Raw genomic sequence first — 13852 nt, forward strand, 5'->3', positions numbered from 1 at the left:
TGGGGCAACGAGCTTGAGTCGCAGTATGGGGGCTTCTAAAAACGTAGGCGAGGCAGCCAGCGTAAGGCCAAAAAAGCGAAAAAGCGGAGTTTACGAGCTGTTAATGAGTATTTTGATCGGACTCGCGCACGAGCTTTTTTAACGCAGCGATGGCAACGCAGGTAGTTTTTAGAGGTGTCCAGTAGGTCGTCGTCTCAATCGAAGTGGGCCAAAAGATCTCGTTGCAGCGCAGCAATCACGTCAGTCTGGGTGATGATGCCCACCAGTTTCTCGTTCTCCAGTACCGGCAGGCAGTGCAGGCCGCGATCAGATAACACTCCGATCAGGTCGACGACATGCGTATCGACATCGGTGCAGCGTACCGGGCTGCTCATCAGCTCGCCCAGGCGCGGGCGAGGGCGTCGTTTGAATAGGCCAAGGCGCTTGGCCGGGCGGTGATGCAAAGGGGCGATCAGGTCGCTGAGGCTGACGATGCCGACCAGTTGCTGATTATGGTCGAGGATTGGTAGCGCCTTGAGGTGGTGGTGGCGCAGCAGGTGCAGGCCCTGTTTGATGCTGGTTCCTGGCGTGGCGCAGATCAGGTCGCGTGACATCACCTGGCCGGCACGGATATCGCCCATGCTGCGGCGCAGCGCATAGCGCTCGGTGCTTTTGACGATCATCGCCAGGTCTTCGCGAGTCACGTCGACGAAGGCGCCGAGTTCGTCGAGCGCCTGGTCGAGGTCGGTATCGCGGATGCCCACGCGCTCGCCGGGCAACGGGTCGCGGGTATGGTGTGCATCGGCTGCTGGCGCAGTCTGGCGTGGGTAGTGCATGCCGGTGAGGTTGTTATAGATCAGAGCACTGCTCAGCAGGCCCAGCGCGGCGATCACCACCGTCATGGCAGGGTGCCAGGCGGGTATACCCGGTGCCACGGGCGCGAATACGACGCAGAAGGCGATGGCACCGCCTGGCGGGTGCAGGCAACGCAGCGGGCACATCAGCAAAAGGCTCAGGCCTATCGCCAGGGCAGCGCCAAGCAGGCTGTGATCGAGCAGATGACCGACCAGCACACCGACCAGCGTGGCGCACAGATAGCTGCCGAGGATCGACCAGGGTTGCGTCAGTGCGCCCGAAGAGACGGCGAACAGCAGTACCGCTGAGGCGGCCAGCGGGCCGGAGAAGTGCACGGCCAGCTGCGGGCCGAAAAGCTGGACGCATAGCCAGGTGGTGAAGACAAAACCCAGGCTGGCGCCGAGTGCCGCGCGCAGCCATTCGCGTGGCCGCGTGTGTGGAGCCTCGGGGAGAAAGGCGATGCACCATTGGTGCAGGCGTGATGGTGTGTTCATGGTATCCGGTCAAAAAAAGAGGGCTCTTCACTACTGAAAAGCCCTGAGGGTGCCGCAAGCGGCACTTCTGGACGCCCGTCCGTGGGCGAAGGAACGTCAAGCGAGCAGAGACTCTTCGGTCGGATTGCCGGGCTCTTCGAGTGGCTGCGTGGTGACCTTGCAAGGGCGGCCCGTGGCTTGCGTCATGCGCGCCGCCGCTTCTGGATCGTCGGCGAAGGGCAGCAGGCTGGCCTGGTCGAGCGTCGACGGAATGCTACAGCTCAGCCAGCAACCGAGCAGGCAACCCAGCGTGGCGAGAACCGGCAGGATCAGGGCGTCAGGCATGGGCGGCGGCTCCAACATCCGGGGTGGAGGGCACGGCATCGATGCGTTCGCCGCTGCGTACCGTCAGCCAGGTGTTCCAGGCCATCAGCAGCATGCCGCTGGCGAAGACCGCCCCGCCAAGCAGGCGCACGACATAGCCGGGGTGGCTGGCTTCCAGCGCCTCGACGAAGGAGTAGGTGAGGGTGCCGTCCTCGTTCACCGCACGCCACATCAGGCCCTGAGTGATGCCGTTGACCCACATCGAGGCGATGTACAGCACAGTGCCGATGGTCGCCAGCCAGAAGTGCGCATTGATCAGGCCGACGCTATGCATCTGCGTGCGGCCATAGAGCTTGGGCAGCATGTGGTAGAGCGCGCCGATGGAGATCATCGCCACCCATCCCAGTGCTCCCGCGTGTACGTGGCCGATGGTCCAGTCGGTGTAATGGGACAGCGCGTTGACGGTCTTGATGGCCATCATCGGGCCTTCGAAGGTGCTCATGCCGTAGAACGCCAGCGAAACGACCAGAAAGCGCAGGATTGGATCAGTGCGCAGCTTATGCCAGGCGCCGGACAGGCTCATCATGCCGTTGATCATGCCGCCCCAACTGGGCGCCAGAAGGATGACCGACATGGCCATGCCGAGGGTTTGCGCCCAGTCCGGCAGAGCGGTGTAGTGCAGGTGATGCGGGCCGGCCCAGATATACAGGGTGATGATCGCCCAGAAGTGCACGATGGACAGGCGATAGGAATAGATCGGCCGCTCGGCCTGCTTGGGCACGAAGTAATACATCATCCCCAGGAAACCTACCGAGAGGATGAAGCCGACCACGCTATGGCCGTACCACCACTGGATCATTGCATCGGTGGCGCCGGAGTACACCGAGTAGGACTTGAGCAGCGAGACTGGTTCGGCGATGTGGTTGACCACGTGCACCATGCCCGTGACGATGATGAATGCACCGTAGAACCAGTTGCCCACGTAGATGTGGCGCACCTGGCGGCGAGCGATGGTGCCGAAGAACAGGTAGGCGTAGATCAGCCACAACAGGGTGACCCACAAGGCGATCGGCCACTCCATCTCGGCATATTCCTTGGAGGAGGTGATGCCCAGCGGATAGCTGACGATCATCGCCAGCACGGCTGCCTGCCAGCCCCAGAACAGGAAGTTGGCCAGACCGTCGGAGATGATCCGTACTCGACAGGTACGTTGCAGCACGTAGAACGAGGTGGCGAACAGCGCGCCGCCGCCGAAGGCGAAGATCACCAGATTGGTGTGGACGGGGCGGATGCGTCCGAAACTGAGCCATGGAATACCGAAGTTCAATTCGGGCCAGACCAGTTGGGCCGCGATGAATACACCCATGGCCATTCCGAGGATGCCCCAGAACAGGGTTGTGAGGGTGAAACGGCGAACGATCTCGTAGTTGTAATAGTGAGGGGCAGTCGCAAGGGTAGCCATCATGATTCCGTCTTGCTGAGAAATTTCAGGCGTGCCTCTCCTTTCGCTCGTAACGGGCTGTTGGCGGGTTCGCGAGAGCGTGGCGGGGGCGAAGGAGAGAGCACCGAAAGTGTGCGGGACGGCGATGGATTCGACTAATTAATAATAAATACGCTTTTATTCTATTTTTTTGATATCAAGCCATAAAGTGCGGCCAAGCAATGCACTGGATTGGTGCTGGTGCACTGAAATGGCTCGGTGTTGAGCCAGGGTGTTCCTTCATGGTTGATCGTTATGTATTTATAGAAATGCACTTACTCAGCATTAAAATTCATACATAAAATGTTACTGGCTGTAGGCGGTGGCAATGCCGCGCCGTTCTTCCAGGCATTCGGCGGCGCCGAGTTCGAACTCGCGGCAGATCAGCGGGCGTTGTGCGTAGATGGTGCAGCGCATGGTGTCGCGATCGAGTGCGATGCACCAGCCGTCGTCCAGGCGGCGCATGACCTCGCCACCCCAGTCATCGGTGTCGATGTAGCGCTGCGGCACGCCAGTGTCGCCGAGCAGCATCACCTCCAGCTGGCAACAGCAGGCTGCGCAGGTGCTGCAACTGATCTCGGGTTCGGTGGGCAGTTGGGTATGGGCAATGGTCTGGCTCATTGCGTGGCAGTGTACGCCATGCAGTGGATACGCGGGGGCTTGGGCTGACAAGGTGCAGCGGACAGTGCAGCAGGCCGCAAGCCGCTTTCCGTAGGAGCCCCGCCCCGGGGCGAAGCGTTTTTGGGCCGTGACGCCTGGTTCGCGGCGGGGCGCCGCTCCTACACACGGGCATTGGTGCTTGTCGTAGGAGCCCCGCCTCGGGGCGAAGCGTTTTGGGGCCGCGCCGCCTGGTTCGCGGCGGGGCACCGCTCCTACACGCGTGGGCATTGGTGCTTGTCGTAGGAGCCCCGCCTCGGGGCGAAGCGTTTTTGGGCGCGCCGCTTGGTTCGCAGCGGGGCGCCGCTCCTGCGGAGGCTAGCCGTCAGGCCGATTGGCGGCTGCGCAGGCTTTGTTCGTATTGCGTGCGGTAGAGTTTGGCGAAGCCGTGCAATACCGGCATCACCACCGCCCAGACGCCTGCGAAAATCGCCAGGGTCGGCCAGGTGCCCAGCGGCAGCTCGACGCCGGCGATCTTGGCGCCGCCGTAGTAGGACAGCGGCGCAGCAATCGCCCCGAGCAGGCTGCCTCGCCACCAGGGCTGAGCGGTCCAGGCCATGCAGTGATTGAGGGTGCTGGCCAACAGCAGCCAGAGCAAGGCCAGCCATAAAGGAATTAGCTGGCGCTCTTCGCCGAAGTCGAACACGCCGAGGTTGAGCAGAAAACTGTCCAGCGCGCTGCCGGCGAGAAACACGCTCAGCAGCAGTTTGCCTTCGGCCGCCCAACTGCTGATCCACAGCAGGTGCACGGCCATAATCACCGCCACGACAAGCAGCCAGGGGCTATCGCCTGCGAAGACGCAGACCAGCCAGCCAAGCTGGAACAGAAGGGCATTGGCGATCAGCTTAGGCATCGAAGTTTCCTAACAGAGGGGCAGGGCGGGCGCCTGGTTTGGCCAGCAGCAGTTGTGCGGTGCCAATGGTGCGTTCGAGGAAGCCGCCTTCGCAATAGCAGAGGTAGAACTCCCACAGGCGATAGAAGTAGTCGTCGTAGCCCAGTTGCTCCAGGCGCTGCCTGGCGTGGCCCAGGTTGTCGTGCCACAGGCGCAGGGTGCGTGCGTAGTGCAGGCCGAAGTCTTCCATGTGGTGCAGGTTGAAGTCGGTATGCCGGGTGATGACATCGAGCATCTTGTGCATCGAGGGCAGCGCGCCGCCGGGGAAGATGTAGCGCTGGATGAAGTCCACCGACTTGCAGGCCTGCTCGTAGCGCTGGTCGCGAATGGTGATGGCCTGCAGCAGCATCAGCCCGTCATCCTTGAGCAGGTGCGCGCATTGCTCGAAGTAGGTGGGCAGGAAGCGATGGCCGACGGCTTCGATCATCTCGATGGAGACCAGCTTGTCGTACTGGCCCTGGAGGTCGCGGTAGTCCTCCAGCAGCAGGGTGACGCGATCTTCCAGACCCAGCTCGCGGATACGGCGTGCGGTATGCGCATGCTGCTCGCGCGACAGCGTGGTGGTGGTCACGCGGCAGCCGTAATGCGTGGCGGCATAGATGGCCATGCTGCCCCAGCCGGTGCCGATTTCCAGCAGGTGATCGCTGGGCTGCAGGGCAAGTTTCTGGCAGATGCGTTCGAGCTTGTTGAGCTGCGCCTGTTCCAGGCTGTCTTCTGCGCTGCGGAACATGGCCGCCGAGTACATCATGGTCGGGTCGAGGAACTGCTCGAACAGGTCGTTACCCAGGTCGTAGTGGGCGGCGATATTGCGCCGCGAACCTTGCCGGGTATTGCGATTGAGCCAGTGCAGCCCCTGGATCAACGGCCGGCCCAGACGCGCCAGGCCACCTTCCATGGCGTCCAGCACGTCGAGGTTGGCGACGAAGATGCGGATCACCGCCGTCAGATCCGGCGTGCTCCAGTAGCCGTGGATATAGGCTTCACCCGAGCCAATCGAACCGTTGCCGGCAACCAGCCCCCAGACGGCGGGGTCATGCACGGTGATTTCGGCGCGCAGATGGGCCTGCGGGTTGCCGAAGTGCAGGCTGTCACCGGCTTCGTGGATCACCAGCAGGCCGTGATGCAGGTTCTGTAGCTGGCGCAATACGGCACGCCGCAACAGGCCGGCACCAATGCCGTTGCCACTGCGTACCAGGCTTCTGGTGGAGGTCAGGCTAGAGCTCTTCATGGGGCATGTCCTTGACGTGCGGGCGGGCGACTCGAAAGCTGCCCTGTGCAGGCTTGTGGTCGAAAATCGGGATGCGTTTGAGCAGCAGGCGCAGTGCCTGCCAGTAGATGGCGGCCAGGGTCTTGCCGGTCATCCAGGGGAAACTGAGCAGATAGCGGTGCAGGCTGGTGCGGTCCAGCGCTGTGCGTTGCAGGCTGAGGCTGGCGTCGAACATCTTGGTTTCGCCTTGCCAGTCGGCCATGTGTACACCGAGGCGCTCGCCCACGGGGCTGAAACTCATGCGGTATTCCAGCTCGCGCGGCAGGAAGGGGGAAACGTGAAAGGCCTTGTCGACGCTGACCTGGTGGCGCCCTTCACCGTTGGCCGGCAGTACGTAGTGATAGCGTTCGCGCCACGGCGTATTGCTGACTTCACAGAGAATCGCCATCAGCCGCTGCTCGGCGTCATGGCAATAGAAGATGCTCACCGGGTTGAAGGCCAGGCCCCAACTGCGCGGTTGCGTCAGCACGCAGATGCGCCCTTGCGGACGTGTGCCCAGTGCTTCCTCAACGCGATTGCGCACGGCTTCATGCAGCGCCATGCCCTGGCGGGTGAACTCGGGCAGGTAGTCGCTCTCGCGGAAGGCGAAGGGCGACCAGCGGCCGGCACCTGCCAGCGTTGACAGGGCGAACAGTTGCGCCTGCTCACTGAGGTCGAGGTACAGCAGGCCCATGCGATAGCGAAAGGCATGGGCGCGCGGGGCGAAGCGGCGATGCAGCACCCAGCCGCTGTACAGGGCGCTGTGCATCAGAGGGTCTCTCCGAAGGCACGGGCCACGCGCAGCGCGCTGACCACGCCGTCTTCATGGAAGCCGTTGGCCCAGTAGGCGCCGCAGTAGTAGGTGTGCTGGGCGCCGAGCAATTCTTCCCAGCGCCCCTGCGCCACGGTGCCGGCCAGGCTGTACTGCGGGTGGGCGTACTGGAAGCGCGCGAGAATCTTGTTCGGGTCGATGGCGGCCGTCTGGTTGAGGCTGACGCAGAAGGTGGTGTCGCTGTCGATGCCCTGCAGGATGTTCATGTCATAGGTGACCGCTGCTGGCTGATCGCTTGGCCCGCCGAGGCGATAGTTCCAGCTGGCCCAGGCCAACTTGCGCTTGGGCAGTAGGCGCGTGTCGGTATGCAACACCACGTCGTTGTTGGCGTAGGGCATTGCGCCGAGGATTTCGTGCTCCTGCGTGCTCGGCTGTTCGAGCAGCGCCAGCGCCTGGTCACTGTGGCAGGCGAAGACCACCTTGTCGAAACGCTCGGCACCGGCAGCACTGTGCACGGTGACGCCATCCTGATCACGGACGACGCGGCTGACCGGGCAGTTGAGGCGGATGCGCTCGGCGAAGCTGGCGGTCAAGGGTGCCACGTAGCTGCGCGAGCCGCCTTCGATCACCTGCCAGGTCGGGCGGTCGCTGACCGAGAGCAGGCCATGGTTCTTGCAAAAGCGCACGAAGAACTGCAGCGGGAAGCCGAGCATATCGGCCAGCGACATCGACCAGATGGCCGAGCCCATCGGCACGATGTAGTGCTCGATGAAACGCCGGCCATAACCATTGCTGTCGAGGTATTGGCCGAGGGTGGTGTCGGCGTCGATGCGGTTGTTGGCCAGGTCGTCCAGCGCCTGACGGTTGAAACGCAGGATGTCGCGCAGCATGCCCCAGAACGCCGGTGACAGCAGGTTGCTGCGCTGAGCGAAGAGGGTGTTGAGGTCGTGGCCGTTGTACTCCACACCGCTGACCGGGTCGCTGACCGAGAAGCTCATCTCGGTGGGCTTGAAGCCGACGCCGAGCTGCTCCAGCAGGCGGATGAAGTTCGGGTAGGTCCAGTCGTTGAAGACGATGAAGCCGGTATCGATGGCATAACTGCGGCCCTGCACCTCTACGTCGACGGTGTGGGTGTGGCCGCCGATCCAGTCACTGGCTTCGAACACCTGAATGTCGTGCTGACGGTTGAGCAGGTAGGCACAGGTCAGGCCGGCGATACCACTGCCGACGATGGCGATTTTCATGCATTGTCCTCGTTACGCGCCAGGCGGCGACCTATGGCCAGTTGCAAGCCGCTCGGCAGGCTGCCGAGTAGCTTGAGTATGGCAATAAAGGGAGTAGGGAAAGCGATTTCATGCGGGCGCTTGTCCAGGCGCTCGGCGATGTGCCGGGCTGCACGCTCGACTGGCCAGCGCATGGGCATCGGGAAGTCGTTCTTCTGTGTCAGCGGGGTGTCGACGAAGCCCGGGCTGACCAGGGTGACGTCGATGCCTTCGCTGGCCAAATCGACGCGCAGCGTCTGCAGCAGGTAACGCATGGCGGCCTTGGACGCACCATAGGCCTCGGCACGCGGCAGCGGCATGAAGGTGACCGAGCTGCCCACACCGACCAGATGCGGACGGTTGCCCTGGCGCAGCAGCGGTAAGGCGGTTTCGATGCAGTAGCTGGCAGAGAACAAGTTGGCCTTGACCACGCGCTCGATCATCGCTGCCTCGAACTCGCGCACCTCGACGTATTCGCAGGTGCCGGCATTGAGAATCACACAATCGAGTGCGCCCCACTGCTGGGCGATACGTTCGCCGATGGCACGCACCTGTTCGGCGTCGGTCAGGTCACCGGGGGCGACCAGTACCTGCTCGCCATAGCGCGTGGCGAAGTCCTGCAACGGGCCACTGCTGCGTGCGCTCAACGCCAGCTGGTGGCCGGCCTTGAGCAGTTCTTCGGCTAGGGCAGCGCCGATGCCGCTGCTGGCACCGGTCAGCCAGATGCGTTTCATGCCAGTCTCCTTTTCAGCCAGGCAATGACATTGCCCAGTAGCGGTAGATGTTCGTAGAGCAGGGCGCCCGCGTCGAAATAGTCGCGATGCTGGTAGACGCGCTCATGCCAGAGCAGGTGCGAGCAGCCCTCGACGGCAATCTCGGCCCCTCCACGCAGGCGCGGATGGCGATAGCGCATGATCCAGCGCAGGTAGCCTTCGCCCTCTGCGACCTGATCGAAGCCATGGAACTCGAAGCGCAGCGCCTCGACATTGGCGTAGAGCTCGGAGAAATAGCGATGCACCGCCGGCAGGCCGCGTACCTCATGCAGCGGATCACGGAACAGCACGTCGTCGCTGTACAGCTCGCCGAGCAGTTCGAGGTTGTCCCTGTTGAGCGTGGCGAAACGCTCGGCAAAATCCTGCAGGAACAGGTTCATGCCGGCACCTCCTGCGCCGAGAGGTTCTTGAATGCCGCCAGGGCGCGCTCACGCGAGCGTGACAGGTCGACGATCGGGCGCGGATAGCCCGACGGCGCGAACAGGCCACCGAGTGAGGATGGATCGTGAATGTCGCGTTTGTTCAGCCCGGCCAGCTCCGGCACCCACTGGCGGATGAAGTGGCCGTCGGGGTCGAATTTCTGCGACTGGCTGATCGGATTGAAAATACGGAAGTAGGGCGCCGCATCGGTGCCGGTGGACGCGCTCCACTGCCAGCCGCCGTTGTTCGCGGCCAGGTCGCCGTCGATCAGGTGGCGCATGAAGAAGCGCTCGCCCTCGCGCCAGTCGATCAGCAGGTTCTTGGTCAGAAACATGGCCACGATCATGCGCAGACGGTTGTGCATCCAGCCGGTTGCCAGCAACTGGCGCATGGCGGCGTCGATGATCGGCAAGCCGGTGCGGCCTTCCTGCCAGGCGGCCAGCTCCTGCGGAGCGTGGCGCCATGGCACGGCTTCGGTTTCCAGGCGAAAGGCGCGGTGGCGCGAGACGCGTGGGTAGCCGACCAGAATGTGTTTGTAGAACTCGCGCCAAAGCAGCTCGTTGATCCAGGTGACGACACCGGGATTGCCGCTGTCGAACTCACCCTGGTTGGCGGCGAGCGCCGCATGCAGGCACTGCCGGGGGGAGAGCACACCCGCGGCGAGGTAGGCGGACAGCTGGCTGGTACCGGGTTTGTCCGGGAAGTCGCGTTCGTCCTTGTAGAACAGCACCTGCTCGTCGGCAAAGCGCTGCAGGCGTTGCAGGGCTGCCTGCTCGCCGGCAGGCCAGAGCAGGCGCAGGCTGTCGCTGGGAGGGGCGAAGCCGTCGACGGCTGCGGGGATGGCATCGCTGCTGACGGGCAGAGGCGCTTGTGCTTGCGGTTGCCCGATCACCGCCGGCAGTGCGCTGTGCAGACGCTCGTAGCAGACCTTGCGGAACTGGCTGTAGACCTGAAAGTAGCCGCCCGAGCGGGTCAGAACGCTGCCAGGCTTGAAGAAGATTTGGTCGAGGTGGCTGTGCCAGGCGATGGCCTGCTGCCCGAGGTAGGCGGCGACATGCTGGTCGCGCACACTCTCGTTGATGCCGTACTCCTCGTTGACATGGACGGCGCTGATGTTGTGCTCGTGGCAGACTTCGGCCACTTGCGCGGGGACTTCCTGCCAGTCATGGCACTGGCGCACCAGTAGCGGCACATTGAGCCTGGCCAGCGCCTGGCTCAGCTCGACCAGGTTGCGCAGCCAGAAGTCCACCTTGCTCGGTGCATCGTCATGGCGCTGCCACTGGCCAGGCGTGACGAGATACAGGGCGATGGTCGCGCCGCTGCTCATTGCCTGGCTCAGTGCGGTGTTGTCCTGGGTGCGCAGGTCGCTGCGAAACCACATCAACTGTTGCATGGAATGACCTCTTTGGCGCCAAGCAGGCCGTGGTTCAGGAGCCAGGCATGGGCGGCGAGTGGATCACTGGCTGACTGCAGCTCAGCCAGTGCATCGCGATGAATGTGAGCGGCGGGGCCGGCAAGCAGCATCGGCACCGTGCATTGCTCGGCCAGGCGCGGCAGTTGACGGCGCACCAGGGTGCCATCCAGCGCTTCTTCGGCATACAGCAGTAACGCGCGCGGTTCGATGTGCTCCAGCGCGGTCAGCATTTCATTGGGCGGCAGTGGCCAATCGAACACTTCCACCGGGCAGTCGCTGGCGCTGGCCAGCCAGGCGCACAGCCATAGACCGGGCTCCATCGGCGCTTCGCCGAGGTTGATCAGCAGCAACGGGGCACCCCCCACCTGGCGGTTGCTGTGGTAGATCCGCGTTGCCAGTTTGCTGCGTAGCCAGGACAGGAAGAACACCTGCTCGGCGCGTGCGCCGAACTGGCCCTGCCAGCGCTGGCGCAGATCACCGAGCAATGGCCAGAGCAACTGCTCGACCAGGGTGCTGGTGGGGTAGAGCGCCAGGGCCGAGTTGAAGCGGTCGTCCAGGCGCCGTTCATTGAGCTGGATGATGCAGCCGAGCAATTCGTTGCGCTGGCGCGACCAATTGTCGGTGCTGGGTGCCTGCGGTATCTGGCCGTGGTCGAGCAGGGCCTTGACCTGGCCAACCGCTACGCCGCGCGCCAGCCAGGCGAGGATGGCATGGATGCGTTCGAGGTTGGCTGGCGAGTAGAGGCGGTGACCCTTGGGTGTGCGGTACGGCACGATCAGGCCATAACGACGCTCCCAGGCGCGCAGGGTGACGGCATTGATGCCGGTGCTGCGTGACACCTCACGAATCGGCAGGTAGCCCTCATCGATGGCCTGAAGGTAATCGTGGCCGTTGTCTTCATCGATCATGGTTTCATGGGTCATGGCGTCACAATGCGTTGCGCAGGGCGAGGGGTTCGGGGTGCGGCTGCATATAGGCCTGCCCGGCGATATAGCGATCCGGATGGCGGCGGAAGTGATGCTTGAGCAGCGTCATGGGCACCACCAGCGGCACGATACCGTCGCGGTACTGGCTGATCAGTTGCTGCATCTCCTGCTTTTCGTCGGCACTGAGCGCGCGTTTCAGGTAGCCGCTCAGATGCTGCAGCACGTTGCTGTGGGTGCGGCGGGTGGCGCATTTTTTCAGGGCACTCATCAGCTCACTGAAATAGCGGGGGGCCAGCTCGCCGAGATCATGCTGGGCAATGTTGCCGAGCATGCGTCCGAGGGACTTGTAACGCAGCGGGTCGGTGGCCATCAGCAGGTACTTGTAGCGCGAGTGGTAGGCGATCAGCGCGCGGCGGGTGAGCCCCTGCTGCAACAGGCGTTGCCACTCGGCATGGGCGTAGACGCGGGTGATGAAGTTCTCGCGCAGTACCGGATCGTTCAGGCGGCCGTCTTCTTCTACCGGCAGGTCGGGGTGGCGGGCGCAGAAGGCGGCGGCGAAGATACCGCGGCCCGGTTCGCTCGGGCGTCCGCCTTCCTGGTAGACCTTGACCCGCTCCAGCCCGCAGGAGGGTGACTGCTGCATGAAGATGTAGCCGCTGATGCCCTGCAGTTCACTGGCCATGCGCTCGCCGTAGGCGGCCAGGGCGTCGGTGACATCACGCGAGCGGTCGACGGTGCCGACGGCGCGTGGTGCCTGCGGGTCGCCCACCAGACGAATCGGCTCGCGCGGGATGCTCATGCCGATGCCGACTTCGGGGCAGACCGGGACGAAGTCGAAGTGCTCGGTCAGGCTGCGGCTGCACAGGCGCGACAGCTTGTGGCCGCCGTTGTAGCGGACTTCGGCGCCCAGCAGGCAGGCGCTGATACCTAGTTTGGCTTTGCTCGCTTGCATAACCTGACCTCTCTAGATCTTGTACACAAAGTTGCTGATGTACAACTTGTGTCTATCATAGGTGCGTGGTTATACAAGTCAAATGCTTTGTATAGCTTTGCTGTTGCTTTGTGTGTGCGGCAACGGCGTCGCCCTGACGCCGTTGCATGGCGCTGCTGGCTTCAGCGCCAGCCCTGCAGCCAGCGCTCGCTGTCCTGCAGTTGGCGCCAGTCCAGTTGCTGGCTGCGCTGGGTCAGTACAGCCTGCAGCTCGACGCCGAGGATGTTGTCCTCTTCGTCGCGGATCAGTTCGGTGACCAGGAAGTGACGCTCGCGGTTCTGCGGTTGTGCGGCCGTCCATTTCGACAGCAGCAATTTGCGCGGGTTGAGGCGACGCTTGGGCGGTGTGTTCATTGCAGGTGCTCGAGCAGACGGCGCGCAGCATCCTGGCCGCTGAGCCAGGCGCCCTCGACCCGGCCGGACAGGCACCAGTCGCCACAGGCGTACAGGCCCAGGTCGGCATCGGCCAGTGCGCCCCACTGATGCGCCTGTGCCGGGCGGGCATAGAGCCAGCGGTGGGCGAGGGTGAAGCTGGGTGGCGGCACGGCGCAGCCGATTAGTTCGGCGAAAGCGCCATGCAGGTGTTCGATCACCGCTTCCCTGGGCAGATCAAGGTGCTGGCGGCTCCAGGCGCTGCTGGCGTGCAGGATCCAGGTATCGAGGTGGTTCTCGCGGCCAGGCTTGCTCGGGTTGCGCGCCAGCCAGTCGAGCGGGCTGTCCTGCACGAAGCAACCTTCGACGCGCGTGTCCAGCGGGCTGTCGAAGACCAGTGCAACGGCCCAGGTCGGGTCCATGATCACGCTGGCGGCGGCACCGGCCAGCTTGGGTGCGGCAGCCAGCAACGCACTGGCTTGCGCCGCGGGGGTGGCGACGATGACATGGCTGTAGGGGCCGTGGCTGTTGCCTTCGGCATCGAGCAGGCTCCAGTAGCGATCACCCCGGAACACTTCGCTGATGCGGCAGCTGAATTTGACCGGCAGGGCGCCGAGCATGGCGCGGGTGATGGCGCTCATGCGCGGGTTGCCGACCCAGCGTACCTGTTCGTCCGGCGAGGCGCTGAGCTGGCCGTCCCGCGCGTTGTACAGGCTCGGTTGCCATTCGGCGACCCAGCCACGGGCCTGCCATTGCTGTACCACCTCGACGAAGCGGCGGTCACGGGCAGTGAAGTATTGCGCGCCAAGGTCCAGGCTGCCGGCATCGCTGCGTTTGCTGGCCATGCGCCCGCCGCTGCCACGGCTTTTGTCGAACAGTTCGATATGCTGGCCAGCGGCATGCAGCGCCTGTGCGGCGGAGAGCCCTGCGATGCCGGTGCCAATGATGGCGATGGGTGCGTTCATGATTACCTCGTCAGCGCTGAATGCTATACAGGCTAAGGTTTGGACAAAAGCT

Annotated in this window: 15 protein-coding genes; all 15 read right to left on the reverse strand. The window is 63.6% G+C overall.

Annotated elements, in window-relative coordinates:
* Window positions 1-194: 194 nt before the first annotated feature.
* On the reverse strand, window positions 195-1328 hold the full coding sequence (locus J7655_RS04850) for an HPP family protein (protein ID WP_230926808.1): 1134 nt from the start codon (window positions 1326-1328) through the stop codon (window positions 195-197).
* A 96-nt stretch (window positions 1329-1424) separates the two neighbouring features.
* Window positions 1425-1652 carry a hypothetical protein gene (locus J7655_RS04855; RefSeq protein ID WP_074939035.1) on the reverse strand — a complete coding sequence of 76 codons (228 nt, stop codon included), beginning with the start codon at window positions 1650-1652 and terminating at the stop codon, window positions 1425-1427.
* Entirely contained in the window at window positions 1645-3093 is a 1449-nt protein-coding gene (gene ccoN / locus J7655_RS04860) for a cytochrome-c oxidase, cbb3-type subunit I (RefSeq protein WP_230927672.1), read from the reverse strand. Before ccoN ends, J7655_RS04855 begins: the two co-directional genes overlap by 8 nt.
* 324 nt (window positions 3094-3417) lie before the next feature.
* Window positions 3418-3732 (reverse strand): YkgJ family cysteine cluster protein, encoded by a 315-nt coding sequence (locus J7655_RS04865; protein ID WP_128579529.1) that lies wholly within the window; start codon window positions 3730-3732, stop codon window positions 3418-3420.
* Window positions 3733-4093: 361 nt separating this feature from the next.
* The gene (locus J7655_RS04870) at window positions 4094-4621 is read right to left on the reverse strand and encodes a DUF2878 domain-containing protein (protein ID WP_230926809.1); all 528 of its coding nucleotides are present in this window, start codon (window positions 4619-4621) and stop codon (window positions 4094-4096) included.
* Complete coding sequence (locus J7655_RS04875) at window positions 4614-5888, reverse strand: SAM-dependent methyltransferase (protein WP_230926810.1); 1275 nt, start codon at window positions 5886-5888, stop codon at window positions 4614-4616. The genes J7655_RS04870 and J7655_RS04875 overlap by 8 nt, the downstream gene beginning before the upstream one ends.
* The gene (locus J7655_RS04880; protein ID WP_230926811.1) at window positions 5875-6675 is read right to left on the reverse strand and encodes a DUF1365 domain-containing protein; all 801 of its coding nucleotides are present in this window, start codon (window positions 6673-6675) and stop codon (window positions 5875-5877) included. The genes J7655_RS04875 and J7655_RS04880 overlap by 14 nt, the downstream gene beginning before the upstream one ends.
* Window positions 6675-7922 (reverse strand): NAD(P)/FAD-dependent oxidoreductase, encoded by a 1248-nt coding sequence (locus tag J7655_RS04885; RefSeq protein ID WP_230926812.1) that lies wholly within the window; start codon window positions 7920-7922, stop codon window positions 6675-6677. The genes J7655_RS04880 and J7655_RS04885 overlap by 1 nt, the downstream gene beginning before the upstream one ends.
* A complete protein-coding gene (locus J7655_RS04890) occupies window positions 7919-8674 on the reverse strand; it encodes an SDR family NAD(P)-dependent oxidoreductase (RefSeq protein WP_230926813.1) in 756 nt (251 codons plus the stop codon). The genes J7655_RS04885 and J7655_RS04890 overlap by 4 nt, the downstream gene beginning before the upstream one ends.
* Window positions 8671-9093: a nuclear transport factor 2 family protein gene (locus tag J7655_RS04895; protein ID WP_230926814.1), complete on the reverse strand. Its 423-nt coding sequence runs from the start codon at window positions 9091-9093 to the stop codon at window positions 8671-8673. Before J7655_RS04895 ends, J7655_RS04890 begins: the two co-directional genes overlap by 4 nt.
* A complete protein-coding gene (phrB, locus tag J7655_RS04900) occupies window positions 9090-10526 on the reverse strand; it encodes a deoxyribodipyrimidine photo-lyase (RefSeq protein WP_147811622.1) in 1437 nt (478 codons plus the stop codon). Before phrB ends, J7655_RS04895 begins: the two co-directional genes overlap by 4 nt.
* On the reverse strand, window positions 10514-11470 hold the full coding sequence (locus J7655_RS04905; RefSeq protein ID WP_230926815.1) for a MerR family transcriptional regulator: 957 nt from the start codon (window positions 11468-11470) through the stop codon (window positions 10514-10516). Before J7655_RS04905 ends, phrB begins: the two co-directional genes overlap by 13 nt.
* Window positions 11471-11474: 4 nt before the next feature.
* Window positions 11475-12425, reverse strand: a complete 951-nt coding sequence (locus tag J7655_RS04910) for a YbgA family protein (protein WP_230926816.1) — start codon at window positions 12423-12425, stop codon at window positions 11475-11477.
* Between the two features lie 161 nt (window positions 12426-12586).
* The gene (locus J7655_RS04915; RefSeq protein ID WP_230926817.1) at window positions 12587-12817 is read right to left on the reverse strand and encodes a TIGR02450 family Trp-rich protein; all 231 of its coding nucleotides are present in this window, start codon (window positions 12815-12817) and stop codon (window positions 12587-12589) included.
* Window positions 12814-13800, reverse strand: a complete 987-nt coding sequence (locus J7655_RS04920; protein WP_230926818.1) for an NAD(P)/FAD-dependent oxidoreductase — start codon at window positions 13798-13800, stop codon at window positions 12814-12816. Before J7655_RS04920 ends, J7655_RS04915 begins: the two co-directional genes overlap by 4 nt.
* Window positions 13801-13852: the final 52 nt, after the last annotated feature.

Source organism: Pseudomonas wenzhouensis, assembly GCF_021029445.1.
GTDB lineage: Bacteria > Pseudomonadota > Gammaproteobacteria > Pseudomonadales > Pseudomonadaceae > Aquipseudomonas > Aquipseudomonas wenzhouensis.

Bases quoted from the DNA above. Each gene is read 5' to 3' on its own strand.
- J7655_RS04850 (WP_230926808.1), bottom strand. From the start codon at position 1,328: ATGAACACACCATCACGCCTGCACCAATGGTGCATCGCCTTTCTCCCC.
- J7655_RS04855 (WP_074939035.1), bottom strand. From the start codon at position 1,652: ATGCCTGACGCCCTGATCCTGCCGGTTCTCGCCACGCTGGGTTGCCTG.
- ccoN (WP_230927672.1), bottom strand. From the start codon at position 3,093: ATGGCTACCCTTGCGACTGCCCCTCACTATTACAACTACGAGATCGTT.
- J7655_RS04865 (WP_128579529.1), bottom strand. From the start codon at position 3,732: ATGAGCCAGACCATTGCCCATACCCAACTGCCCACCGAACCCGAGATC.
- J7655_RS04870 (WP_230926809.1), bottom strand. From the start codon at position 4,621: ATGCCTAAGCTGATCGCCAATGCCCTTCTGTTCCAGCTTGGCTGGCTG.
- J7655_RS04875 (WP_230926810.1), bottom strand. From the start codon at position 5,888: ATGAAGAGCTCTAGCCTGACCTCCACCAGAAGCCTGGTACGCAGTGGC.
- J7655_RS04880 (WP_230926811.1), bottom strand. From the start codon at position 6,675: ATGCACAGCGCCCTGTACAGCGGCTGGGTGCTGCATCGCCGCTTCGCC.
- J7655_RS04885 (WP_230926812.1), bottom strand. From the start codon at position 7,922: ATGAAAATCGCCATCGTCGGCAGTGGTATCGCCGGCCTGACCTGTGCC.
- J7655_RS04890 (WP_230926813.1), bottom strand. From the start codon at position 8,674: ATGAAACGCATCTGGCTGACCGGTGCCAGCAGCGGCATCGGCGCTGCC.
- J7655_RS04895 (WP_230926814.1), bottom strand. From the start codon at position 9,093: ATGAACCTGTTCCTGCAGGATTTTGCCGAGCGTTTCGCCACGCTCAAC.
- phrB (WP_147811622.1), bottom strand. From the start codon at position 10,526: ATGCAACAGTTGATGTGGTTTCGCAGCGACCTGCGCACCCAGGACAAC.
- J7655_RS04905 (WP_230926815.1), bottom strand. From the start codon at position 11,470: ATGACCCATGAAACCATGATCGATGAAGACAACGGCCACGATTACCTT.
- J7655_RS04910 (WP_230926816.1), bottom strand. From the start codon at position 12,425: ATGCAAGCGAGCAAAGCCAAACTAGGTATCAGCGCCTGCCTGCTGGGC.
- J7655_RS04915 (WP_230926817.1), bottom strand. From the start codon at position 12,817: ATGAACACACCGCCCAAGCGTCGCCTCAACCCGCGCAAATTGCTGCTG.
- J7655_RS04920 (WP_230926818.1), bottom strand. From the start codon at position 13,800: ATGAACGCACCCATCGCCATCATTGGCACCGGCATCGCAGGGCTCTCC.